Genomic DNA, 23,060 nt, shown 5'->3' on the forward strand with positions numbered 1-23,060 from the left:
ACGTCGTATGAAGATCCTCATCAGTGCGGACATGGAGGGCGCGACGGGAGTCACCTGGCCGGCCGACGTCCTGCCGGGGACACCGCAGTGGGAACGCTGCCGCGCGATGTTCACCTCCGACGTGGCCGCCGCCGCGCTCGGCTTCTTCGACGGCGGCGCGGAGCAGGTACTCGTCAACGAGGCCCACGCGACCATGCGCAACCTGCTCCTCGAACAGCTCGACGAACGGGTGCAGATGCTCACCGGACGGCACAAGTCGCTGTCCATGGTCGAGGGCGTGCAGCACGGCGACGTCGACGGCGTCGCGTTCGTCGGCTACCACGCGGGCGCCGGCATGGAAGGCGTCCTCGCGCACACCTACCTGGCCAACTCCATCACCGGGGTGTGGCTGGACGGCGAGCGGGCGAGCGAGGGACTGCTCAACGCGCACGTCGTCGCCGAGTACGGGGTACCCGTCGTCCTCGTCACCGGCGACGACGTGGCCTGCGAGGACGCGCTCGGGTACGCGCCCGGGGCGCTCAAGGTCGCCGTCAAGGACCACGTGTCGCGGTACGCTGCCGTGTGCCGCACTCCGGCCAGAACCGCCGCGGACATCCGCGCCGCGGCGAAACAGGCGGCCGCCCTGGCGGTACGGCAGGAGCCCGCGCTCGCGGGCCCGTTCACCATCGCCCTGGAGTTCGACGCCGAGCACCTCGCCCTCGCCGCGACCGTCGTGCCGGGCGTGGACCGGACCGGGGAGCGGAAGGTGGCGTACACCAGCGGCACCATGTACCAGGGGATCCGGACCTTCAAGGCGGTCACCACGATCGTCTCGGCCGCGGTGGAGGAACAGTATGGCTGACGAGCGGGCACTGGACGAGGTCGTCCGGTTCACCTCCGAACTGATCCGGATCGACACCACCAACCGGGGCGGCGGCGACTGCCGGGAACGCCCGGCCGCCGAGTACACGGCCGAACGGCTCGCCGGGGCCGGGCTGGAGCCGGTGCTGCTGGAGAGGACCCCGGGGCGTACGAACGTCGTCGCCCGGATCGAGGGCACCGACCCGTCCGCCGACGCGCTGCTCGTCCACGGACACCTGGACGTGGTGCCCGCCGAGGCCCGCGACTGGAGCGTCCACCCCTTCTCCGGCGAGGTCCGCGACTCGGTCGTGTGGGGGCGCGGAGCCGTCGACATGAAGAACATGGACGCGATGATCCTCGCCGTGGTGCGCTCCTGGGCCCGGGCGGGCGTACGGCCCCGGCGGGACATCGTGGTGGCCTTCACCGCCGACGAGGAGGCCAGCGCCGAGGACGGCTCGGGGTTCCTCGCCGACCGGCACCCCGGGCTGTTCGAGGGCTGCACGGAGGCCGTCGGCGAGTCGGGCGCGTTCACCTTCCACGACGGCGGCGGGCGGCAGCTGTATCCCATCGCCGCCGGAGAGCGCGGCACCGCCTGGCTGAAGCTCACCGCGCGGGGCCGCGCCGGACACGGCTCCAAGGTCAACGGGGAGAACGCGGTGACCCGGCTCGCCGCCGCCGTCACCCGCATCGGCGAGCACGAGTGGCCGCTACGGCTCACCCCGACCGTGCGCGCGGCCCTCACCGAACTCGCCGCCCTCTACGGCCTCGACACGGGCCTGGACGACGTGGAGCTGCTGCTGGACAAGCTCGGCCCCGCCGCGAGGCTCGTGGAGGCCACCGTCCGCAACAGCGCCAACCCGACCGTGCTGGAGGCCGGTTACAAGGTCAACGTCATTCCGGGCGAGGCGGTCGCCTACGTCGACGGACGGTACCTGCCCGGCGGCGAGGACGAGTTCCGCGCCACCCTCGACCGGCTGACCGGGCCGGACGTGGACTGGGAGTTCCACCATCGCGAGGTCGCCCTCCAGGCGCCGGTCGACTCCCCGACGTACGCCCGGATGCGGGCCGCCGTCCAGGAGTTCGCGCCCGAGGGGCACGTGGTGCCGTACTGCATGTCCGGCGGCACGGACGCCAAGCAGTTCTCCCGGCTGGGCATCACCGCTTACGGATTCGCGCCGCTGAAGCTCCCCGAGGACCTGGACTACCAGGGGCTGTTCCACGGCGTCGACGAACGGGTCCCCGTCGAGGCGCTCCACTTCGGCGTCCGCGTCCTCGACCGTTTCCTGCGGTCGGCCTAGGCAAAGGGGGAGACGGCGTGCGGACACTTGCCTACGGTTCCTGGCCCTCGCCCATCGACGCGGCCCTGGCCGCCGCGCACGACGGGCAGCCCGACTGGGTCTGCCACGTCGGCGACGAGACGTGGTGGACGGAGCCCCGGCCCGAGGAGGGCGGCCGGCGGACGCTCGTCAGACGAGGGGCGCGGGGCACCGCCGAGCCGGTGCTGCCGGCGCCGTGGGACGTGCGCAGCCGGGTGATCGAATACGGTGGACAGCCGTGGGCCGGAGAGGTCTTCGGCGAACGACCCCTCGTGGTGTTCACCCACTTCCCCGACCAGCGGCTCTACCGGTACGAGCCCGGCGGCGAGCCGCGCCCGCTGACCCCCGTGTCGCCGGTGGGCGGCGGACTGCGCTGGGCCGATCCGCTGCTGCTGCCGGACCGGGGCGAAGTGTGGTGCGTGCTCGAGGAGTTCACCGGCGACGGACCCGGCGACCTGCGCCGCGTCCTGGCCGCCGTACCGCTGGACGGATCCGCCGCCTCCGACCGGGGCGCGATCCGTGAACTCACCGGCGAACGGCACCGGTTCGTGACCGGGCCGCGGCTGTCGCCCGACGGGAGGCAGGCCGCCTGGCTGGCGTGGGACCATCCGCGGATGCCGTGGGACGGCACCGAACTGCTGCGCGCCGAGGTCGCCGGCGACGGCACCCTGCACACCGTACGCACGGTGGCCGGGGGACCTCGGGAGTCCGTCGCCCAGTGCGAATGGTCGCCGGACGGCGGTCTGCTGTATGCGAGCGACCGCAGCGGCTGGTGGAACCTCTACCGCGACGGCGTCCCGCTCTGCCCCCGCGAGGAGGAGTTCGCCGGACCGCTGTGGAGGCTCGGGCAGCGCTGGTTCGCGCCGCTGGCGAACGGGCTGATCGCCGTCGTCCACGGTCGCGGGCCGACCGCACTCGGGATACTGGATCCCGAGACCGGCGAGCTCGTCGACGCGGCCGGCCCCTGGACCGAGTTCGCACCCACCCTCGCGGCCCGGGGGGACCGGGTGACGGCCGTCGGAGCCGGCCCGCGCAGCGCCTACGAGGTCGTCGCACTGGACACCCGGACGGGCCGTGCCCGGGTGATCGGAGCCCCGCACCGCGACCCGGTGGACCCCGCCCACTACCCGGAACCGCAGATCCGCACCTTCACCGGCCCCCAGGGCCGCGAGGTACACGCCCACGTCTACCCGCCCCGCCACCCCGGCTGCGTCGCACCCGGCGGCGAACTGCCGCCGTACGTCGTGTGGGCGCACGGCGGCCCCACCAGCCGGGCGCCGCTCGTACTGGACCTGGCCATCGCCTACTTCACCTCGCGCGGCATCGGGGTCGCCGAGGTGAACTACGGCGGCTCCACCGGCTACGGCCGCGCGTACCGCGACCGGCTGCGCGAGCAGTGGGGCGTGGTCGACGTCGAGGACTGCGCGGCCGTCGCCCTCGCCCTCGCCGACGAGGGCACCGCCGACCGCGACCGGCTCGCGATCCGGGGCGGCAGCGCGGGCGGCTGGACCGCCGCCGCCTCGCTGGCCACGACCGGCGTCTACGCCTGCGCCACCATCGCCTACCCCGTGCTCGACCTCACGACCTGGGCATCGGGTCAGACCCACGACTTCGAGTCACGCTACCTGGAGACCCTGGTCGGACCGTTCGCCGAGGTGCCCGGACGCTACGCGGAGCGGTCGCCGGCCGAGCACGCCGACCAGATCACCGCATCGTTCCTGCTGCTCCAGGGCCTGGACGACGTCATCTGCCCGCCCGCGCAGTGCGAACGCCTCCTCGCCCGGATCGAAGGACGCGGCGTGCCCCACGCCTACCTCACCTTCGAGGGCGAGGGGCACGGCTTCCGGCGGGCCGGGACGCTGATCAGGGCGCTGGAGGCGGAGCTGTCCCTGTACGCTCAGGTGTTCGGCCTGCACCTGGCCGGCGTCCCGGCCCCGGAGATCGTCACGTGAAGCAGCTGGCCCGCCCCGCCCGCCTCGCCGCCGGAGCCCGGGTGGCCGTCGTCGCCCCCAGCGGCCCGGTGCCGGAGGAGCGACTGCAGGCCGGGCTGGACGTGCTGCGGGGCTGGGACCTCGACCCGGTCGTCGCGCCGCACGTCCTCGACCGGCACCCGGAGTTCGACTACCTGGCGGGCACGGACGCCGACCGCGCCGCCGACCTGCAGTGCGCCTGGTGCGACCCGGCCGTGGACGCGGTGCTGTGCGCCCGAGGCGGATACGGGGTCCAGCGGATCGTCGACCTGCTCGACTGGGAGGCGATGCGGGCGGCCGGACCGAAGGTGTTCGTCGGCTTCAGCGACATCACCGCACTCCACGAGGCCTTCGCCACCCGGCTCGGGCTCGCCACCCTGCACGGCCCGATGGCGGCCGGTGCCGACTTCATCAAGAACACGCGGGCACAGGAGCACCTGAGGGCCACCCTCTTCGCCCCGGAGACCGTCCGCACCCTTCGTTCCGGCGGCCGCGCCCTGGTCCCCGGCCGGGCCCGCGGCGTCACCCTCGGCGGCTGCCTGTGCCTGCTCGCCGCCGAGTGCGGCACCCCGCACGCACGGCCTTCGGCGCGCGGCGGACTGCTGTGCCTGGAGGACGTGGGCGAGGAGACCTACCGCCTCGACCGCTATCTCACCCAGCTGTTGCGCGCGGGCTGGCTCGAGGGGGTGCACGGGGTGCTGCTCGGGTCCTGGGAGCGGTGCGAGGGCCTCGACCGGGTGCGCGCCCTGCTCACCGACCGGTTGGGAGCCCTCGGCGGCGTCCCCGTCGTCGAGGAGTTCGGATTCGGCCACTGCGACTCAGCGGTGACGATCCCGTTCGGATGCGTCGCGGAACTCGACGCGGACGCGGGCACGTTGACGCTCGACGAACCCGCGCTGCGCTGACCACGGGGGCTCCCGGCCTCCGCGGGACGCCGGGCCGAAGGCATCGTAAGCTGGCCGGATGCCCCATGCCGAGTCCCGATACCTCGCCCAAGGCCCCCGCGTGGGGATACGCCACTTCACCTACGAGGACGGCCCGGAGTTCACCGCCCGGGTCCGGGAGAGCAAGGACCTGCACCAGCCGTGGCTGTTCCCGCCGGCCACCGAAGAGGCGTACACGGCGTACGCGGGGCGGTTGATCGAGGACCCGGCGAAGGCCGGATTCCTGGTCTGTGAGAAGCACGACGGGGCCATCGCCGGGTTCATCAACATCAACAACATCGTCGGCGGCGGCTTCCAGTGCGGCGCCCTCGGCTACGGCGCCTTCGCCCACGCCGCCGGTCGCGGGCTGATGCGCGAGGGCCTCGACCTGGTGGTGGGCCACGCGTTCGGGCCGATGCGGCTGCACCGGCTGGAGATCAACGCGCAGCCCCGCAACACCGCGTCCATCGCCCTCGCCCGCGGCGCCGGGTTCCGCCTGGAGGGCTTCTCACCGAAGATGATCTACGTCGACGGAGCCTGGCGTGACCACGAGCGGTGGGCGATCACCGCCGAGATGCGGGCTTGAAGTTCACCTTCATGGTGTCGAGGTCCGTCACGGTCGACCGCAGACCGGTGCAGCCGTAGCCGAGGCCGCGCAGCGCGGTCTCCGCCCGGTCCTCGGCGATCGCCGCCGCCATCTCCTCGCCGTCCGCCGCGTCCGAGACCACCACGTACCGCATGGAGAAGTGCTTGAGCGGCGACGGCTGGTACGACAGCGAGCCCTCCTCGGTGAACCGCATGCTCGTCATCCCGTGGTCGGCGGCCTCGGCCAGCAGCCGTGCCCGCGCTTCCTCGGTCAGTCCGGCCCAGGTGCCCCGGACGATGACCCGGTAGGTGTGCCGCTCGCTCATCCGCCGTGGTGTCCCTTCGTGTACGTGCGTGTACGTGCCGCGTGTATGCGATGAGTGCATACGATCCGCACCGAACGCCGACTGTATGCCGCGGCCGGCGTGCCGCGAGCGGAATTTCCGCCCAGCGCGGCTCAGCCCGCCTGGTCCACGTACTCGAACACGGCTCCGTCCGGATGCATCGCGATCAGATTGCGGCCCACCGGCGTCGCGACCGGGCCCGCGATGATCCGGGCGCCGAGGCCGGTGAGGACCCGGTGGGCCTCCTCGACGTCCTTCACGGCGATGGTCGCCGTCACCTTGCGCAGCAGCTCCAGCTCGGCCTCGGGGCCGCTCATCAGCAGGAAGGAGCCGACCGCGGCGACCTGCACCCCGCCGCGGGCGAAACGCATCGCCGTGCCGCCGGTCAGGCGCTCGTAGAAGGGGATCGCGGTGTCGAGGTCGGCGACGTAGATGCGCAGTGCGGCGCCCTGAATCTCCATGAGTACGAGCCTAGTTGGCGGTGGCCGGGAGAGGAGATCGCTTCACGCGATCCCCTCCGGCCGACCGCACGGCCGCGTCGTCCGGACGCGTTATCCGCACGTGCGTACGGGTACCCGCGCGGTATGGACCGCTTGGATCATCTGGAGCACCTGGACAAGCACCTGGTCGACGAACTGGCGCAGGTGGCGCGCGAAACCGTGCGGGACGAACTGCGCGAGCAGAGCCGCAAGCAACGCCGTACGGCCCTGCTGTACGCGGCGTCCGGCGCCGTCGCCCTGTACGCGGGCGGCGCGCTCGCGGTGGCCCTGGGCCTGGGCCTGGCCGCCGGCCTGCCCGGCTGGGCGGCCGCGCTGATCACCGCCGCGATCCTGGGCGCCGTCGCGTACGCGCTGCGCGGCGCGGCCCGCCCGGAGCACCCCCACCCCGCGCACCCCGCCGCTGCTCCCGCTCACGGCGCCGCCGGCACCCGGCCGTACCCGCCCATGCCGTCCGTGCCGCCCACGGCACCGGGCCTGCGCGAGCCGGAGTCCCCGCGTCCCGGCGACATCGACCCCGAGGGGCCGCACCACCGGGCCTGACCGGAGACCGCCGCCCGGCCCCGGCCCCGGCCCGGCCCCTTTCCGGCTCAGCGCCCGTTTCCCGTCAGCTGCGGCAGCACCTTCGTCCGGTAGAAGTCGAAGAAGCCGCGCTGGTCGGGGCCGATCTGGTTGACGTACACCCGGTCGAAGCCCGCGTCGGCGAACGCGGCCAGGGCGCAGACATGTTCGTCGACGTCGTCGCCGCAGACCCGGCTCTCCCGGACCTTCTCCTCCGTGACCAGCGGCTGCAGCTGCTCGAAGTGGCGCGGCGAGGGCAGGATCTGGTTCATCTCGCCGGGCAGCAGCTCGCTGGCCCACAGCTCGCGCACCCGGCGGACGGCCTCGTCGCGGTCGGAGCCGTAACACACCTTCGTACCGCCGCTGACGAGCTTGGTGCTGCCCCCGCCGCCCTTGCGGAACTGGGTGACCATCTCCTCGTCCGGCGCCATCGTGATGTAGCCGTCGCCCACCCGGGCGGCGAGCTGGGTCGCCTTGGGGCCGAAGCCGGAGATGTCGACGGGCACCGGTTCGTCGGGAACGGTGTAGAGGCGGGCGTTCTCCACCGTGTAGTGCGTGCCGTGGTGGTTGACCTCCTCACCGGTGAACAGCCGGCGCATGATCTGGATGGCCTCCTCCAGCATCTCCAGCCGGATGTGCAGCGGCGGCCAGGCGTCGCCGAGGATGTGCTCGTTGAGGGCCTCGCCGGTGCCGACGCCGAGCCGGAAACGGCCACCCGTCATCACCGCGCTGGTCGCCGCGGCCTGCGCCACCACCGCCGGGTGGATCCGCACGGTGGGGCAGGTCACCGCCGTCTCGATCGGCAGCGACACCGCCTCCGACAGCGCTCCGATGACCGACCAGACGAACGGACTCTGGCCCTGCGCGTCGTTCCACGGGTGGTAGTGGTCCGAGATCCACAGCGCCTGGAAGCCGGCCTGTTCGGCCATGCGGGCCTGTTCCACGAGTTCGGCGGGACCGTGTTCCTCGGTCGCCAGGAAATAGCCGTATTCGGGCATGGGGGATACCTCCGCGACACGAGCGGTCGTGTCTGGTCGGACGGGGTCGGGTGGGGCCGCGCCCCGGGTAACCGGACGGGGACGGGGCGAAACGCTCCGTCGCCCCGGCGTTTGGCGGCCCTGACCAGGGGGACGCGGTAGGCCTCGGACGAGCCACACCGCCGGAGGCGCACCGTGAGTCGACCCCGCATAGTGATCGTCGGCGCCGGCTTCGCCGGATACCGGGCGGCCCGCACCCTCTCCCGGCTGACCCGGCACCGGGCCCACATCACCCTGCTGAACCCGACCGACTACTTCCTGTACCTGCCCCTGCTGCCGCAGGTCTCCGCCGGAATCCTGGAACCGCGCCGCGTCGCCGTCTCCCTCTCCGGCACCCTGCCCGGGGTGCGCCCCGTGCTCGGCGAGGCCGACGGCGTCGACCTGGACGGGCGCACCGTGCACTACACCGACCCCGAGGGCGGCACCGGCACGCTTGCCTACGACCGTCTCGTCCTCGCCGTGGGCAGCGTCAACAAACTGCTGCCCATCCCCGGCGTCGCCGAGCACGCGCACGGCTTCCGCGGCCTGCCCGAGGCGCTGTACCTGCGTGACCACGTCACCCGGCAGATAGAACTCGCCGCCGGGTCCGACGATCCCAAGAGCCGCGCCGCCCGGTGCACCTTCGTGGTGGTCGGCGCCGGCTACACCGGTACCGAAGTGGCCGCGCACATGCAGATGCTCACCGACCGGCTGGCACGCCTGCAGCTGCGGCGGCTGGGCATGCGGCCCCGCTGGATGCTTCTGGACATCGCGCCGCGCGTCCTGCCGGAGATGGACGAACGGCTTTCCCGTACGGCCGGCCGTGTACTGCGTGAGCGCGGTGTGGAGGTGCGGATGGGCACCTCCGTGAAGGAAGCCACCCACGACGGCGTCCTGCTCACCGACGGCGACTTCGTCGAGACCCGCAGCCTCGTCTGGTGCGTCGGCGTCCGGCCCGACCCGCTCGTGGAGAACACCGGGCAGCCCCTGGAACGCGGACGCCTCCTCGTCGACCCGTACCTCCAGGTGCCGGGCAGGCCCGAGGTGTTCGCGTGCGGTGACGCGGCCGCCGTGCCCGACCTCGGCAACCCGGGAAAGTACACGCCGATGACGGCCCAGCACGCCTGGCGGCACGGCAGGACCGCCGCGCGCAACGTGGCCGCGTCGCTCGGGCTCGGCGAGCGCCGCCCCTACCGCCACCGCGACCTGGGCTTCGTCGTCGACCTGGGCGGCGTCAAGGCCGCCGCCGACCCGCTCGGCGTACCGCTGTCCGGCCCGCCCGCCGGTCTCGTCACCCGCGGCTACCACCTGGCCGCCATGCCCGGCAACCGCGTCCGGGTCGCCGCCGACTGGCTCCTGGACGCCGTGCTGCCGCGCCAGGGCGTCCAGCTGGGCCTCGTACGGTCCTGGTCCGTGCCGCTGGACACGGCCTCCCCGGAACTGGCGCGCGTCCCCGGCGCAGGCGGCCGGCCGGCCGGGACCGGGCCGGGCGCGGCCCTGGCCGCGGACACCGGCGGGGATCCCGCGGGAGACCGGCCGGGCGACAGCCCCGAGCGAAGGCCCCCGGCCGCCGAGCCCACCAGGAACCAGCCGGGCGGCGAACCCACCAGGAACCAGCCGGGCGGCGAACCCGCGAAGAACCAGCCGGGCGGCGAACCCGCCAAGGACCTGCCCGGCTCCGGATCCCCGGGCGGCCACCCCGCCCCGGGCCCCGTCAAACGCCCTGACATCCCGTCGGAAGGAGACTCATGAACAGCGCCGGACTCGTCGAACTCGGGCAGCAGCTGCGCGTGGACAGCGTGCGGGCCGCCGCGGCGGCCGGGTCGGGACACCCGACGTCGTCCATGTCGGCCGCGGACCTGATGGCGGTACTGCTCGCCCACCACCTCCGCTACGACTTCGAGCGCCCCGACCATCCCGGCAACGACCGTTTCATCCTCTCCAAGGGGCACGCCTCGCCCCTGCTGTACGCCGCGTACAAGGCGGCCGGCGCGATCGAGGACGGCGAACTGCGCACCTTCCGCAAGCTCGGCAGCAGGCTCGAGGGCCATCCCTCCCCGCGGCGGCTGCCGTGGGTGGAGACGGCCACCGGCTCGCTCGGCCAGGGCCTGCCGGTCGGCGTCGGTATCGCGCTGGCCGGTAAACGCCTGGACCGCGCCGGCTACCGGGTGTGGGTGCTGTGCGGCGACAGTGAGCTCGCCGAGGGCTCGGTCTGGGAGGCCGCCGAGCACGCCGCGTACGAGCACCTCGACAACCTGACCGCGATCGTCGACGTCAACCGCCTCGGCCAGCGCGGCCCCACCCGCCACGGCCACGACCTCGACGCCTACGCCCGCCGCTTCCAGGCGTTCGGCTGGCACACCGTGGAGGTCGACGGCCACGACGTGGACGCCGTCGACCGCGCCTACGGCGAGGCGGCCTCGACGACCGGACAGCCCACCGTGATCCTCGCCCGCACCCTCAAGGGCAAGGGAGTCGCCGCCGTCCAGGACCGCGAGGGCCTGCACGGCAAGCCGCTGCCGGAGGCCGAGGAGGCGATCGCCGAACTGGGCGGTCCGCGCCACCTCACCGTCCGGGTGCAGGAGCCGCCCGCCGTCCGCACGTCGCAGGCCGTGTCCGACGGCTCCCTGGAGCTCCCCCGTTACGACAAGGGCGAGAAGGTGGCCACCCGCAACGCCTTCGGCGAGGCCCTCGCGGCGCTCGGCACCGCCCGCGGCGACGTCGTCGCCCTGGACGGCGAGGTCGGCGACTCCACGCGCACCGAGCAGTTCGCCAAGGAGCACCCGGACCGCTTCTTCGAGTGCTACATCGCCGAGCAGCAGCTCGTCGCCTCGGCCGTCGGCCTGGCCGCACGCGGCCACGTGCCCTACGCCGCGACGTTCGCCGCCTTCCTCACCCGCGCCCACGACTTCCTGCGCATGGCCTCGATCAGTGGCTCGGGCATCAACCTGGTCGGCTCCCACGCGGGCGTCGCGATCGGCCAGGACGGGCCCTCGCAGATGGGTCTGGAGGACCTGGCGATGTTCCGGGCGCTGTACGGCTCGACCGTGCTGTACCCGTGCGACGCCAACCAGACCGCCCAGCTGGTCGCGGCCATGGCCGACCTGGACGGCATCCGCTACCTGCGCACCTCGCGCGGCGGGACCCCGGTGATCTACGGCCCTGAGGAGCGGTTCCCGGTCGGCGGCAGCAAGGTGCTGCGCTCCTCCGGCGAGGACCGGCTGACCGTCGTCGCGGCCGGGGTGACCGTGCACGAGGCGCTGGCGGCCGCCGACGCCCTCCAGGAGGAGGGCATCCGGGTCCGGGTGGTCGACCTGTACTCGGTCAAGCCCGTGGACCGCGACACGCTTCGGCAGGCCGCCGAGGAGACCGGCTGCCTGCTCACCGTCGAGGACCACCACGAGGAGGGCGGCCTCGGCGACGCGGTCCTCGACGCCTTCACCGACGGCAGGCCCGTGCCCCGGCTGGTCCGGCTCGCCGTGCGCACGATGCCGGGTTCGGCCGCACCCGACGAGCAGCTGCACGCCGCGGGCATCGACGCGACGGCGATCGCCGCGGCCGGACGGCTGCTGGTGGAGGAGGCGGTCGTGCGATGAGCGACGACGTGCGGACGGTTCGGGCGGGCCGCCGCACGGTCGGGGTGCACCGGTCCGGCAAGGTGCTCTTCCCCGGCGGGGGCGGCGCGACGGAGTACACCGGCGACCTCGTCGACTACTACCGGTCCGTCGCGCCGTTCATGCTGCCGCACCTGCGTGGCCGTCCGCTGATGCTGGAGCGGTACCCGGACGGCCTCGACGGTCCGCGGTTCATGCAGAAGAACACCCCGGACCACTACCCGGACTGGATCACCCGGGCCGAGGTCGCCAAGGAGGACGGCACGGTCACGCACGTGACCTGCGACGACACCGCCACCCTGGTCTTCCTCGCCGACCAGGCCTGTCTCACCCTGCACCGGTGGCTCTCCCGGACCGACCGCGGTCACGGCGCCGACCACCCGGACCGGATGGTCATCGACCTCGATCCCCCGGGTGGCACGGCCGCCGGCTTCGCGGCGGCCCGGGAGGCGGCCCGGCTGCTGCACGGCCTGCTGGACGATCTGCGGCTGCCCTCGGCGCCGATGACCACCGGCTCGCGCGGACTGCACGTCGTCGTGCCCCTGAGCGGGCGGCACGACGTCGACGAGGTCCGCGCCTTCGCCCGGGACATCGCCGAGCTGCTGGCCGCCGAGCACCCCGACCGGCTCACCACCGCCGCCCGCAAGCAGGACCGCGGCGACCGGCTCTATCCGGACGTGCAGCGCAACGCCTACGCCCAGACCGCCGTCGCGCAGGCCCGTACCGATCCCTGGGCGGGCCTGCCGGGCCGCGGACGGGCGCTCGGCCTCGCCCGGCGCCGGCTCGACGCACTGCGTGGCTGATGCACCTACCGTCCCTGCGCAGGCCCGACGGCCCGCGTCGGCGACCCGTGCCCTCTTCCATGTTTGGCCAACGCCCTTGCGGCCACACGGAGGGAGAGGTGGCCATGTCGAACACAAAGAACACACCGGATTCGCAGGATTCACAGAAAACCCGCGAATCGCAGCAATCCCAGAACGCACAGGAGCCGCAGGAGGACACGGACCAGCACATGGCTCAGGAGCAGCGGCCGAGCCCGATGGAGGTGCTGCGCCAGGCGCGCGCCCAGCTCGCGGAACTCACCGGCCTCGAACCCGAACAGGTCTCGTCCTTCGAACAGACCCAGGACGGCTGGTCCCTGGAGGTGGAGGTCCTCGAGATCGCCAGGGTTCCCGACACGATGAGCCTGATGGCGAGCTACCAGGTCGACCTCGACCCGCGGGGACAGCTCACCGGCTACCGGCGCGTCCGCCGGTACGAACGCGGGCGGGCCGACGCGCGCAGGTCCTAGGGCGCCCTCCCGCGACCCATTCACAGAACGTCACGACCCTCACACAGACAAGGAGGCGCGGTCGGCATGACCGTAGTCCCGGCACAGCAGTCCGGCGGCGGAGGCGGCAGCAGCGGCCTCTACGACGTACTGGAACTCGTCCTCGACCGGGGACTCGTCATCGACGCGTTCGTGCGGGTCTCCCTGGTCGGGATCGAGATCCTCAAGATCGACGTACGGGTCGTCGTCGCGAGCGTGGACACCTACCTGCGCTTCGCCGAGGCGTGCAACCGGCTCGACCTCGAGGCCGGCCCCCGCAAGAGCCCGGGCCTGCCCGACCTCGTCGGCGAGATCACCGAGTCCGGCGCCCGAGGCAAGTCCAAGGGGGCGCTGTCCGGCGCCGCCGAGACCATCTCGGACGCCTTCAAGCAGGCACGCTCGGAAGGCGACCAGGAGTCCAGGCCGCGAGCCCGCAAGACCACGGCCGCGCGCAGGAAGGAGGAGCAGGAGTGAGCACGTACGTCTACGCCGTCACCGCGAGCTCGCACCCCCCGCTCCCCGAAGGCATGGGCGGGGTGGGTGAGCCACCCATGCCCGTGCGCGTCCTGAAGGAGGGCGACCTCGCCGCGATCGTCAGTGACGCCCCCGAGGGGCTGCGCCCCAAGCGCCGGGACCTGCTCGCCCACCAGAGCGTCCTCGCCGAGGCGGAAGCGGACGGCTGTGTGCTGCCCATGCGGTTCGGCAGTGTCGCCGCGGACGACGCCGCGGTCACCGAGGTGCTCGCCGACCGCGCCACGCACTACAAGGAGCGCCTGCAGGCGCTGGACGGCAAGGTCGAGTACAACGTCAAGGCCACGCACGTGGAAGAGGCCGTCCTGCACCGCGTGATGGCCGAGAGCCCGGAGCTGCGCGCGCTCGCCGAGGCCAACCGCAAGGCGGGCGGCGGCAGTTACGACGACAAGATCCGGCTCGGCGAGATGGTGGCCGCCGCGGTCAAGGCCAAGGAGGCCGAGGACGCCGCCGAGATCCAGCGGCTGCTGGCCCCGGTCACCGACGCGGTGAGCGTGGGCCCCGAGTCCACCGGCTGGCTGGTCAACGTGTCGTTCCTGGTGGACCGCGGCACCGCGGACGGCTTCCTGGCCGCCGTGGAGCGGGCCCGCCAGTCCCTCGCCCATGTCGACCTGCGGGTCAACGGACCGCTGCCGCCGTACAGCTTCGTCGAGCCCGGCCCCGCCGAGCCCGCGGGCACCACGGCCGGCGCGGACGCCGGAGCGCAGTAGCGCCCCGCCGAGCGGAGGGAGTAGCGGATGGGACTGATCAGCGAAGTGCTGCTGCTGCCGTTCGCGCCGGTGCGCGGCAGCGCGTGGGCGATCAGGCAGGTGCTCCACGAGGCGGAGCGGATCTACTACGACCCCGCCACCGTACGGGCGGAACTCGCCCGCCTCGAGGAACAGCTGGAGGCGGGCGAGATCACCGAGGAGGAGTTCGACCGGCGCGAGGACGAACTCCTCGACCGGCTGGAGCACGCGATGGGCTCCGGCAACACGACGGGCAACGGGACGGGACGATGAACCGAACGGCACTGGGCCTCGCGATAGGGGCCGGATACGTCCTCGGACGTACCAAGAAGATGAAGATGGCCCTCGCGGTCGGCTCCCTGGTGGCCGGCAAGAAACTCAACCTCGGCCCGCGAGGGCTCGCGGACCTGGTGAACCAGCAGCTGCGGAACAACCCGCAGTTCAAGGAGATCGGCGACCAGCTCCGCGAGGACATGCGGGGCGTCGGCAAGGCCGCCACCGGTGCCATGGCCGAACGGCAGATGAACGCGCTCGCCGACCGGCTGCACGGCCGCACCGCCCAGGTCCGCGACCGGCTCTCGGGCGTGGTCCCGGACACCGGCCCCGAGGAGACCGGGGAAGGCGAGGAGGCCGGGGACGAGGAGCCCAGGCAGGAGCAGGAGCAGGAGCAGGAGGAGCGGGAAGAGGCGGCCGGGGACGGCTCCCGGGCCCCGGTGAAACGGGCGGCCAAGAAGGCTCCGGCGAAGAAGGCGGCCCCCGCGAAGAAGGCCGCCCCCGCGAAGAAGGCGGCGGCGAAGGCCCCCGCCAAGAAGACGGTGAAGAAGACCCAGGCGGCCGGCAGGACGGCCGCGAAGAAGACGGCCGCGGCCGGCGACGCCACGCGGTCCCGGCAGCCGAAGGGCGGCGATGAAGGATGACCGAGACCCTCGGATCCGCGACGTCCGCGGCGGGCAAGGCCGCGGGCGGGGCCACCGGCGCGGCGAAGAACAACCCCCTCACCGACCTGGCCCACAGCGAGGCCGCCGACCGCCTGAAGGCGGAGGTGCAGGAATACCTGGCGGCTCAGGCCCAGCGCATGCTGACCGGTTTCGGCCGCAAGCTCGGCGAGACCACGGGCAAGCTCAACGACATCGCCGAGGGCAACAGCCCGGGCTTCGCCAAGCTGGCCCTCGACGCCGGCCGTAAGGTCGCCGAGGGCAAGGGCCCGCTGCGCTCCGCGCTCGAGATAGGTGCCTCCCGTGCCAAGGACACCGTCATGGACAAGCTGAAGAACCTGGGGGGCGGCGGCAAGGGCAAGCGCAAGGGCGGCGGCAACAAGCCGACCGTGATCATCGAGTCCGTCGACGTCGGCGTCCCGGTGCGCACCGCCTACGACCAGTGGACCCAGTACCAGGACTTCAGCACCTTCGCCAAGGGCGTGAAGAGCGCGAGCCGCGCCGACGACACGAACTCCGACTGGCAGGCGAAGATCTGGTGGTCCAACCGCAGCTGGAAGGGCCACACGGTCGAGCAGATCCCCGACTACAAGATCCAGTGGACGTCGGAGGGCGCCAAGGGCACCACGAAGGGCGTCGTCTCCTTCCACCGGCTCGACGACAACCTCACCCGCGTCCTGCTGGTCATCGAGTACTACCCGAGCGGCCTCTTCGAGAAGACCGGCAACATCTGGCGCGCCCAGGGCCGCCGAGTCCGGCTCGACCTGAAGAACTACGCCCGGTTCATCACCCTCAAGGGCGAGGCGGAGGACGGCTGGCGCGGCGAGATCCGCGACGGCGAGGTCGTCCGCAGCCACGAGGACGCCGTCGCCGAGGAGGAGGAATCCGCGCAGGAGGCGGAAGAGGGCGAGGAGCCGGAGGAGGCCGAGGAGGCCTACGAGACCGAGGAGCCCGAGGAAGCGGAGGAGGCCGAGGAGCCGGAGGAGGGCGAGGAGGCCGAAGAGGAGGCCTACGGCCAGGAGGGCGAGGAAGAGGAGCCCTACGAGGCCGAGGAAGAGGAGCCCTACGAGGCCGAGGAAGAGGGCGAGTACGAACCCGAGGGTGAGTACGAGGAGGCCGAGGAGCCCGAGGAGGGCGCCGAGGAGGAAGAAGAGGAGCCCGAGTACGCGGAGCACGGGGGCCGTCGATGACGACGCCCGGCCGGTTCCCCGAGCCCTATGGACAACAGGGCGGGGGTGCCAACCTCGCCGACATCCTCGAGCGCGTGCTCGACAAGGGTGTCGTCATCGCGGGCGACATCAGGATCAACCTGCTCGACATCGAACTGCTCACCGTGAAACTGCGGCTCATCGTCGCCTCCGTCGACAAGGCGAAGGAGATGGGCATCGACTGGTGGGAGAGCGACCCCGCCCTGTCCTCCCGCGCCCGCCGGGACGAACTCGCCCGTGAGAACGCCGAGTTGCGCGAACGACTGGCGCGTCTGGAGGAACTGGAGCTGGAGCCCCGCCGCGCGCCCAGGGAGGAAGAATGACCGGACTGCGGTACGTGTACGCCGTCTGCCGGCCTCTCGGCGCGCCCCTGCAGGCCCAGTTGACGGGCATCGGGGGCGCTCCGCCCGCACTGCTGCACCACCACGGGCTGGTCGCGGTCGTCAGCACGGTCCCCGAGGCCGACTTCGCCGAGGACGCCCTGCGCGCCCGCCTGGAGGACATGGACTGGCTGACCGCGACCGCTCGCGCCCACCAGGGCGTGATCGACGCGCTCACCACGGTCACCACCCCGCTGCCGCTGCGCCTGGCGACCGTCTTCCGGGACGACAGCGGAGTGCGGACGATGATGGAGGCGAGGGAGGACGAGTTCCGGCGCACCCTCGACCGGCTGGAGGGCCGGGTGGAATGGGGGGTGAAGGTGTACGCCGACTTCGCACAGGCCCAGCCGGAACAGCCCGCTCCCAAGCCCGCGTCGGGCCGTGACTATCTGCGGCAGCGGCGCGCGCAGACCCGTTCGCACGAGGACATGTGGCAGAAGGCGGAGGCCTTCGCGGACCGCCTGCACCGGATGCTCGCCGAGCGGGCCGAGGATTCCCGGCTGCACGCACCGCAGAATCCCGCGCTTTCCGGGATCTCGGGGCGGAACGTGCTCAACGCGGCCTATCTCGTGCCGCGTGCGCATTCCGAGGAATTCGTGGAAATCGTGGACCACGCGAAGGACGAGACTCCCGGGCTGAGGGTGGAACTCACCGGCCCCTGGGCCCCGTACTCCTTCGCCGGCGAAACCGGGACGGACGAGGGTGGGGAAGGCACGTGACCGTCATCGAACGCCGTGAGGTCGCCCTGGTGGACCTGCTCGACCGGCTGCTGGCCGGCGGGGTGGTGATCACCGGTGACGTCACGCTGCGCATCGCGGACGTCGACCTGGTCCGCATCGACCTGAACGCGTTGATCAGCTCGGTGAACGCGCAGGTGCCGTCACCGTTCGAGGAGTCCTCATGACCTCGCCCCGTCCCACATCGCCCCACCCCCCCAACCGTCTGGACCTGGAGCCCGACACGGTCGAGCGTGACCTGGTCAAACTCGTCCTGACGGTCGTGGAGCTGCTGCGGCAGCTGATGGAACGGCAGGCACTGCGCCGCTTCGACGTGGGCGACCTGACCGAGGAGCAGGAGGAGCGGATCGGGCTCACCCTGATGCTCCTGGAGGACCGGATGGCCGAGCTCCGCGACCGTTACGGGCTGCGGCCCGAGGACCTGAACCTGGACCTCGGGCCGCTGGGACCGCTGCTGCCCCGGGAATGAGGACGTCCGTCCGGTTCGCCGGGGGGTGATTCACCACCTGTACCAGCGGCCCCTGCAGCCGCTCGCCGCGGTTCCGCGGAACAGGAACCCCAGCAGCCAGACGACGAGAACGGCCAGGGCGATCCACCAGAGCAGCTTCACCGCGAATCCGGCGCCGAAGAGGATGAGCACCAGGAGCAGTACCAGAAGGATGGGAACCATGATGTGAACCTCCCGTGTTGCGGTTTTCCCGGAATGCGGGGATCAGTCCCGGAATGCGCGGACCGGGCTCACTTGCGGCACAGGATCTCTCCGTGCAGGACCGCGAACCAGCCGTCCTCGCGCTCGCCCCACTCGCGCCAGGCGCGCGCCACCGCCGCCAGTTGCCCGGCGGTCGCGTGCCCGCCCCCGGTGGCGCGGCCGGCGTAGGAGGAGGCGGTGGTGCGGTCCGCCCACAGCCCGCTCCACCAGGCCCGTTCCTCGGCCGTGGCGAAGGTCCAGGTGGCGGAGGTGGCCGTGATGTCGGTGAGCCCGGCGGCCAGCGCCCAGGACTTCAGCCGGCGTCCGGCGTCCGGTTCGCCGCCGTTCGCCCGGGCCACCCGCAGGTACACCTCGAGCCAGTCGTCGAGGCCGGGCACCGCCGGGTACCAGGTCATCGCCGAGTAGTCCGCGTCGCGGACGGCGATGAAGCCGCCGGGCCTCGTGACCCGGCGCATCTCGCGCAGCGCCTGTACCGGGTCACCGACGTGCTGCAGCACCTGGTGGGCGTGGACGACGCAGAAGGTGTCGTCGGGGTGGTCCAGGGCGTGCACGTCGGCGACGGCGAAGTCGACGTTCGTCAGGCCGCGCCCGGCGGCCGTGGCGCGGGCCTGCTCCAGGACCCCCGGTGCGTGGTCGACGCCGGTGACGTGCCCGTCGGGGACCAGCGCCGCCAGGTCGGCGGTGATGGTCCCCGGGCCGCAGCCGATGTCCAGGATCCGCATGTGCGGCTTGAGCGAACCGAGCAGGTAGGCCGCGGAGTTGGCGGCGGTCCGCCAGGTGTGCGAGCGCAGCACCGACTCGTGGTGCCCGTGCGTGTACACGGCGGTCTCCTGCGGCTTCGGCATCGCTGTACCCCCTGGGTCGTCGGTGGGTTCACCCTACGCCCGCATGCCACATCATGAGACCGCCGTTTCGGTATGTGGAATGACGCCTCGTCAGCCCTGGGGGAGCGGCCGGTAGACCGTCAGCGCCTCGGGCAGCTTCTCCAGCGTCACCTCGCCCGACACCTCGGTGACCTCGCCGTCGTACGCCAGCGGCGTGCCGGGCTCCACCCCGGACAGCCGCAGCCGGCCCACCTGCACCGCCGCGTGCGCCGGGGAGCGGGTCAGCGGGCCCGCCGCGGCCGCGGAGAGCAGGCGCAGCGCGGGCCGGCGGCTGCCGTGCACCACCCGGACGTCCAGCAGTCCGTCCGCCAGGTCCGCGCGGCGGCCGGGCGCCAGGCCCCTGCGGTGGTAGACGCCGTTGCCGACGAACAGCAGCCACAGCGGGCGGGTCTCGCCACCGACGTCCACCGCCAGCGGATGCCGGTCGGCGCGCAGCACGCGCACCGCCCCGAGCACCCCGGCCGGCCAGCCCCCGATCCGGCCCGACCAGCGCTCCCGCACGCGCACCAGCTCCGGGTACACGCCCAGGCTGAGCGTGTTGAGGAAGACGCCCTCGCGGCCCGGGGCCCGGAACCGGCCGACGTCCACCCGCACCGCCTCGCCCTGCCGGACCGCCCCGGCGAGGTCCCGTACGTCCTCCACGCCGAGGTCGTAGGCGAAGTGGTTGAGCGTGCCGCCCGGCAGCACCGCGAGCGGCAGGCCGTGCCGCAGGGCGGTGCCGGCGGCCGTGTTCACCGTGCCGTCGCCCCCGCACACCCCCAGCACCCGGGCCCGCGCCGCCGCCTTCTCCAGCTCGGTCGGCACCTCCTCCGGTGCGCACTCCACGACCTCCGCCCCGGGCAGGGCGTCCCGCAGCGCGCGCGCCCGGTCGGCGGTGCCCGAGGCGTTGTTGGCGACGACCACCAGGCCCGCGCCGTCCTCCAGCGCCGGCGCCGCGGCCCGCGGCCGGGCCGGCGGGCTGCTCTGCGCCCGGGTCGGCACCAGGGCCCGGACCGCGTACGCGGCGCCCACGCCGAGAGCGGCACCGGCGAGGACGTCGCTCGGGAAGTGCACACCGGTGTAGACCCGGGACATCGCCACGGAGATCGCCACCGGCGCCACCACCGCGCCCCAGGCCGGCGACTCCAGCGCCACCCCGGCGGCGAACGCGGCCGCCGAGGCGGAGTGGCCCGACGGGAAGGACGTGGTGATCGGCTGCCGCTTCAGCTGCCGCACCAGCGGCACCGGGTCCAGCACCGGCCGGGGCCGGCGCACCGAGCGCTTGCCGAGGGAGTTGATGGTCAGGGAGGCCAGGCTCAGCGAGGCCAGGCCCCGGGCCGCGGCGCGGCGGGCGCGCGGGGTGCGGACGGCGGCCATGGTGGCGGCGGCCGCGAACCACAGCACACCGTGGTTGGCGCTGCGGCTCAGCCGCGGCAGCACCCGCTCGGCGCCGGGCCAGTGCCGCTCGGCGGCCACCTGGAAGAGCCGGCAGTCCAGCGCGAGCAGCTTGTCGCGCAGCATGTGCGGGCCGGGCCGGAGGACGGTGAGGTCGACGTCTGGGCTCATGTGGGTCCGGATACCCTGAAGCGGCCGTTTGTTGTCGGCCCACGGGGTGCCCGGAACCGTCCGGAGCCGACCGGCACCGCCCGACACGGAAGGACTCCGCATGCGCCTGCTCCTCGTCCGGCACGGCCAGACCCCGTCCAACGTCGACTTCCTGCTGGACACCGCCGTGCCCGGCCCGGGTCTGACCGAGCTCGGCGAGCGGCAGGCCGCCGCACTCCCCGCGGCGCTCGCCGGCGAGGACATCGAGGCCGTGTACGCCTCCACCCTCGTCCGCACCCGGCTCACGGCCGCCCCGCTGGCCGCCGCACGCGGCCTCGAGGTGATCGTCCGGGACGGTATCCGCGAGGTGTCCGCGGGGGACCTGGAGATGGTGCCCGGCGACTCGGGTTTCGGTGAGCTCTACATGCGCACGGTGTTCGCGTGGGCGGGCGGGGACACCGGGCTGCGCATGCCGGGCGGGGAGAACGGCGCCGAGGCGCTGGCCCGGTACGACGCCGTCGTCGCCGAGGCCGCGGACAGCGGCGCCGGCACCGTCGCGCTGGTCAGCCACGGCGCGGCCATCCGCATGTGGACCGCCGCCCGCGCCGACAACGTCGACGTGCCCTTCGCCGCCGCCCGGCCGCTGGGCAACACCGGTGTGGTGGTGCTGGAAGGCTCCCCGTCCGACGGCTGGAAGGCGCTGACCTGGCAGGGCGCTGCCGTCGTCCCGGCGGGGGCGGGGGAGAGCGGACCGGCCGGGCAGCCCGTGGACGCGGCCGGATAAGAGTTTGCCCCAGGTCACGGGCGCCCCGGAGAATGCCTGCCCATGGGACACCTGGAAGCCGCGCACCTCGAATACCACCTCCCCGACGGGAGGACCCTGCTCGGCGACGTGTCCTTCCGGGTCGGCGAAGGCGCCGTCGTCGCCCTGGTCGGTCCCAACGGCGCCGGCAAGACCACCCTGCTCCGGCTGATCGCCGGTGAGCTGAAGCCGCACGGCGGCACGGTCACCGTCAGCGGCGGGCTCGGTGTCATGCGCCAGTTCGTGGGTTCCGTACGGGACGAGACGACCGTGCGCGACCTGCTCCTCTCCGTCGCGCCGCCCCGCATCCGCGAAGCCGCGCGGGCCGTCGACGAGGCCGAGCACGCCGTCATGACCGTCGACGACGAGGCCGCCCAGCTCGCCTACGCGCAGGCACTGGCCGACTGGGCCGAGGCGCGCGGCTACGAGTCCGAGACGCTGTGGGACATGTGCACCACGGCCGCCCTCGGTGTCCCCTACGAGCGTGCGCAGTGGCGGCAGGTGCGGACCCTCTCGGGCGGCGAGCAGAAGCGGCTGGTCCTCGAGGCGCTGCTGCGCGGCACCGACGAGGTGCTGCTGCTGGACGAACCGGACAACTACCTGGACGTGCCCGGCAAGCGCTGGCTGGAGGAGCGGCTGAAGGAGACCCGCAAGACGGTCCTGTTCGTCTCCCACGACCGCGAACTGCTCGCCCGCGCCGCTGAGAAGATCGTCTCCGTGGAACCCGGGCCGGCCGGCGCCGACGCCTGGGTGCACGGCGGCGGCTTCGCCACCTACCACGAGGCCCGCCGGGAACGCTTCGCCCGCTTCGAGGAGCTGCGCCGCCGCTGGGACGAGAAGCACGCCCAGCTGAAGAAGCTCGTCCTCAGCCTCCGCCAGGCGGCCGCCGTCAGCCATGAGATGGCCTCCCGCTACCAGGCGGCGCAGACCAGGCTGCGCAAGTTCGAGGAGGCCGGGCCGCCGCCCGAGCCGCCCCGCGAGCAGGACATCCGGATGCGCCTGAAGGGCGGCCGCACCGGCGTACGGGCCGTCACCTGCGCGGGTCTCGAACTGACCGGCCTGATGAAACCGTTCGACCTGGAGGTCTTCTACGGCGAACGGGTCGCAGTCCTCGGCTCCAACGGCTCCGGCAAGTCGCACTTCCTGCGCCTGCTGGCCGGTGACGACGTCGCCCACACGGGCCAGTGGCGGCTCGGGGCGCGGGTCGTGCCCGGGCACTTCGCGCAGACGCACGCCCACCCGGAGCTGGCAGGCCGCACCCTGCTCGACATCCTGTGGAAGGAGCACTCCCAGGACCGCGGCGCCGCCATGTCCCGGCTGCGCCGCTACGAGCTCACCCAGCAGGCCGAGCAGTCCTTCGACCGGCTCTCCGGCGGCCAGCAGGCCCGCTTCCAGATCCTCCTGCTGGAACTGGCGGGCGCCACCGCCCTGCTCCTGGACGAGCCGACCGACAACCTCGACCTGGACTCAGCCGAAGCCCTCCAGGAAGGCCTGGAGGCCTTCGACGGCACGGTCCTCGCGGTCACCCACGACCGCTGGTTCGCCCGGTCCTTCGACCGCTACCTGGTCTTCGGCAGCGACGGCCGGGTCCGCGAGACGCCCGAGCCGGTGTGGGACGAGCGCAGGGTGGAGCGGGCCCGGTAGCCG

At 73.1% G+C, this 23,060-nt stretch carries 27 protein-coding genes; 21 read left to right on the forward strand and 6 right to left on the reverse strand.

What is annotated here, in order from left to right; all coding sequences use genetic code 11:
• The first annotated feature begins 7 nt into the window (after nucleotides 1-7).
• Genes ABZX30_RS08225 through ABZX30_RS08245 form a run of 5 tightly spaced genes read left to right on the forward strand, consistent with a single transcriptional unit; the run spans nucleotide 8 to nucleotide 5,635 of the window.
• Nucleotides 8-841, forward strand: coding sequence for a M55 family metallopeptidase (locus tag ABZX30_RS08225; RefSeq protein ID WP_355930352.1), 834 nt, complete (start codon nucleotides 8-10; stop codon nucleotides 839-841).
• Nucleotides 834-2,138 (forward strand): M20/M25/M40 family metallo-hydrolase, encoded by a 1,305-nt coding sequence (locus ABZX30_RS08230; RefSeq protein ID WP_355930354.1) that lies wholly within the window; start codon nucleotides 834-836, stop codon nucleotides 2,136-2,138. The genes ABZX30_RS08225 and ABZX30_RS08230 overlap by 8 nt, the downstream gene beginning before the upstream one ends.
• Before the next feature lie 17 nt (nucleotides 2,139-2,155).
• Complete coding sequence (locus ABZX30_RS08235; protein ID WP_355930357.1) at nucleotides 2,156-4,108, forward strand: prolyl oligopeptidase family serine peptidase; 1,953 nt, start codon at nucleotides 2,156-2,158, stop codon at nucleotides 4,106-4,108.
• On the forward strand, nucleotides 4,105-5,031 hold the full coding sequence (locus tag ABZX30_RS08240; RefSeq protein ID WP_355930359.1) for an LD-carboxypeptidase: 927 nt from the start codon (nucleotides 4,105-4,107) through the stop codon (nucleotides 5,029-5,031). Before ABZX30_RS08235 ends, ABZX30_RS08240 begins: the two co-directional genes overlap by 4 nt.
• 58 nt (nucleotides 5,032-5,089) lie before the next feature.
• Complete coding sequence (locus tag ABZX30_RS08245) at nucleotides 5,090-5,635, forward strand: GNAT family N-acetyltransferase (protein WP_355930362.1); 546 nt, start codon at nucleotides 5,090-5,092, stop codon at nucleotides 5,633-5,635.
• Here ABZX30_RS08245 and ABZX30_RS08250 read toward each other — a convergent pair.
• A complete protein-coding gene (locus ABZX30_RS08250) occupies nucleotides 5,613-5,960 on the reverse strand; it encodes a DUF6204 family protein (RefSeq protein ID WP_355930364.1) in 348 nt (115 codons plus the stop codon). The genes ABZX30_RS08245 and ABZX30_RS08250 overlap by 23 nt on opposite strands.
• Nucleotides 5,961-6,091: 131 nt before the next feature.
• On the reverse strand, nucleotides 6,092-6,439 hold the full coding sequence (locus tag ABZX30_RS08255) for a VOC family protein (protein WP_355930367.1): 348 nt from the start codon (nucleotides 6,437-6,439) through the stop codon (nucleotides 6,092-6,094).
• Between the two features lie 123 nt (nucleotides 6,440-6,562).
• Between ABZX30_RS08255 and ABZX30_RS08260 the strand changes: the two genes are divergently transcribed.
• On the forward strand, nucleotides 6,563-7,018 hold the full coding sequence (locus ABZX30_RS08260; RefSeq protein ID WP_355930369.1) for a phage holin family protein: 456 nt from the start codon (nucleotides 6,563-6,565) through the stop codon (nucleotides 7,016-7,018).
• 47 nt (nucleotides 7,019-7,065) lie between these two features.
• Here the strand turns inward: ABZX30_RS08260 and ABZX30_RS08265 are convergent, their stop codons facing one another.
• Nucleotides 7,066-8,034, reverse strand: a complete 969-nt coding sequence (locus tag ABZX30_RS08265; RefSeq protein WP_355930371.1) for an LLM class F420-dependent oxidoreductase — start codon at nucleotides 8,032-8,034, stop codon at nucleotides 7,066-7,068.
• Nucleotides 8,035-8,208: 174 nt separating this feature from the next.
• Between ABZX30_RS08265 and ABZX30_RS08270 the strand changes: the two genes are divergently transcribed.
• The 13 genes from ABZX30_RS08270 to ABZX30_RS08330 all read left to right on the forward strand — a co-directional run bounded on the left by ABZX30_RS08270 (nucleotide 8,209) and on the right by ABZX30_RS08330 (nucleotide 17,963).
• Nucleotides 8,209-9,804, forward strand: coding sequence for an FAD-dependent oxidoreductase (locus tag ABZX30_RS08270; protein ID WP_355930373.1), 1,596 nt, complete (start codon nucleotides 8,209-8,211; stop codon nucleotides 9,802-9,804).
• Nucleotides 9,801-11,648 carry a transketolase gene (locus ABZX30_RS08275; protein ID WP_355930375.1) on the forward strand — a complete coding sequence of 616 codons (1,848 nt, stop codon included), beginning with the start codon at nucleotides 9,801-9,803 and terminating at the stop codon, nucleotides 11,646-11,648. Before ABZX30_RS08270 ends, ABZX30_RS08275 begins: the two co-directional genes overlap by 4 nt.
• Entirely contained in the window at nucleotides 11,645-12,469 is an 825-nt protein-coding gene (locus ABZX30_RS08280; RefSeq protein ID WP_355930378.1) for an ATP-dependent DNA ligase, read from the forward strand. The genes ABZX30_RS08275 and ABZX30_RS08280 overlap by 4 nt, the downstream gene beginning before the upstream one ends.
• 104 nt (nucleotides 12,470-12,573) lie before the next feature.
• Complete coding sequence (locus tag ABZX30_RS08285) at nucleotides 12,574-12,957, forward strand: gas vesicle protein (protein ID WP_355930379.1); 384 nt, start codon at nucleotides 12,574-12,576, stop codon at nucleotides 12,955-12,957.
• Between the two features lie 66 nt (nucleotides 12,958-13,023).
• A complete protein-coding gene (locus ABZX30_RS08290; RefSeq protein WP_355930381.1) occupies nucleotides 13,024-13,449 on the forward strand; it encodes a gas vesicle structural protein GvpA in 426 nt (141 codons plus the stop codon).
• A complete protein-coding gene (locus tag ABZX30_RS08295; protein WP_355930383.1) occupies nucleotides 13,446-14,216 on the forward strand; it encodes a GvpL/GvpF family gas vesicle protein in 771 nt (256 codons plus the stop codon). The genes ABZX30_RS08290 and ABZX30_RS08295 overlap by 4 nt, the downstream gene beginning before the upstream one ends.
• Nucleotides 14,217-14,243: 27 nt before the next feature.
• Complete coding sequence (locus ABZX30_RS08300; RefSeq protein WP_355930385.1) at nucleotides 14,244-14,507, forward strand: gas vesicle protein GvpG; 264 nt, start codon at nucleotides 14,244-14,246, stop codon at nucleotides 14,505-14,507.
• Nucleotides 14,504-15,151 (forward strand): DNA primase, encoded by a 648-nt coding sequence (locus ABZX30_RS08305; RefSeq protein WP_355930386.1) that lies wholly within the window; start codon nucleotides 14,504-14,506, stop codon nucleotides 15,149-15,151. The genes ABZX30_RS08300 and ABZX30_RS08305 overlap by 4 nt, the downstream gene beginning before the upstream one ends.
• Nucleotides 15,148-16,359 (forward strand): SRPBCC family protein, encoded by a 1,212-nt coding sequence (locus ABZX30_RS08310; protein ID WP_355930387.1) that lies wholly within the window; start codon nucleotides 15,148-15,150, stop codon nucleotides 16,357-16,359. The genes ABZX30_RS08305 and ABZX30_RS08310 overlap by 4 nt, the downstream gene beginning before the upstream one ends.
• Complete coding sequence (locus tag ABZX30_RS08315) at nucleotides 16,356-16,700, forward strand: gas vesicle protein (protein ID WP_355930390.1); 345 nt, start codon at nucleotides 16,356-16,358, stop codon at nucleotides 16,698-16,700. Before ABZX30_RS08310 ends, ABZX30_RS08315 begins: the two co-directional genes overlap by 4 nt.
• Nucleotides 16,697-17,476: a GvpL/GvpF family gas vesicle protein gene (locus ABZX30_RS08320; protein ID WP_355930392.1), complete on the forward strand. Its 780-nt coding sequence runs from the start codon at nucleotides 16,697-16,699 to the stop codon at nucleotides 17,474-17,476. Before ABZX30_RS08315 ends, ABZX30_RS08320 begins: the two co-directional genes overlap by 4 nt.
• Nucleotides 17,473-17,661 carry a gas vesicle protein gene (locus ABZX30_RS08325; protein ID WP_355930395.1) on the forward strand — a complete coding sequence of 63 codons (189 nt, stop codon included), beginning with the start codon at nucleotides 17,473-17,475 and terminating at the stop codon, nucleotides 17,659-17,661. The genes ABZX30_RS08320 and ABZX30_RS08325 overlap by 4 nt, the downstream gene beginning before the upstream one ends.
• Nucleotides 17,658-17,963: a gas vesicle protein K gene (locus ABZX30_RS08330; protein WP_355930398.1), complete on the forward strand. Its 306-nt coding sequence runs from the start codon at nucleotides 17,658-17,660 to the stop codon at nucleotides 17,961-17,963. Before ABZX30_RS08325 ends, ABZX30_RS08330 begins: the two co-directional genes overlap by 4 nt.
• Nucleotides 17,964-17,993: 30 nt before the next feature.
• On the opposite strand, the gene ABZX30_RS08335 is transcribed toward ABZX30_RS08330, so the two are convergent.
• The 3 genes from ABZX30_RS08335 to ABZX30_RS08345 form a co-directional block, all read right to left on the reverse strand.
• The gene (locus ABZX30_RS08335; protein WP_355930400.1) at nucleotides 17,994-18,164 is read right to left on the reverse strand and encodes a hydrophobic protein; all 171 of its coding nucleotides are present in this window, start codon (nucleotides 18,162-18,164) and stop codon (nucleotides 17,994-17,996) included.
• A 68-nt stretch (nucleotides 18,165-18,232) separates the two neighbouring features.
• Nucleotides 18,233-19,048, reverse strand: coding sequence for a class I SAM-dependent methyltransferase (locus ABZX30_RS08340; protein WP_355930402.1), 816 nt, complete (start codon nucleotides 19,046-19,048; stop codon nucleotides 18,233-18,235).
• Nucleotides 19,049-19,138: 90 nt separating this feature from the next.
• A complete protein-coding gene (locus tag ABZX30_RS08345) occupies nucleotides 19,139-20,632 on the reverse strand; it encodes a phosphatase PAP2 family protein (protein ID WP_355930404.1) in 1,494 nt (497 codons plus the stop codon).
• Between the two features lie 100 nt (nucleotides 20,633-20,732).
• On the opposite strand from ABZX30_RS08345, the gene ABZX30_RS08350 reads away from it, so the two are divergent.
• Both ABZX30_RS08350 and ABZX30_RS08355 read left to right on the forward strand, forming a co-directional pair.
• Nucleotides 20,733-21,395 (forward strand): histidine phosphatase family protein, encoded by a 663-nt coding sequence (locus ABZX30_RS08350; protein WP_355930406.1) that lies wholly within the window; start codon nucleotides 20,733-20,735, stop codon nucleotides 21,393-21,395.
• 42 nt (nucleotides 21,396-21,437) lie between these two features.
• Entirely contained in the window at nucleotides 21,438-23,057 is a 1,620-nt protein-coding gene (locus ABZX30_RS08355; protein WP_355930409.1) for an ATP-binding cassette domain-containing protein, read from the forward strand.
• The last annotated feature ends 3 nt before the right edge of the window (nucleotides 23,058-23,060 follow it).

This window comes from Streptomyces sp. NPDC004542 (assembly GCF_040610035.1).
Classification (GTDB): Bacteria; Actinomycetota; Actinomycetes; order Streptomycetales; family Streptomycetaceae; genus Streptomyces.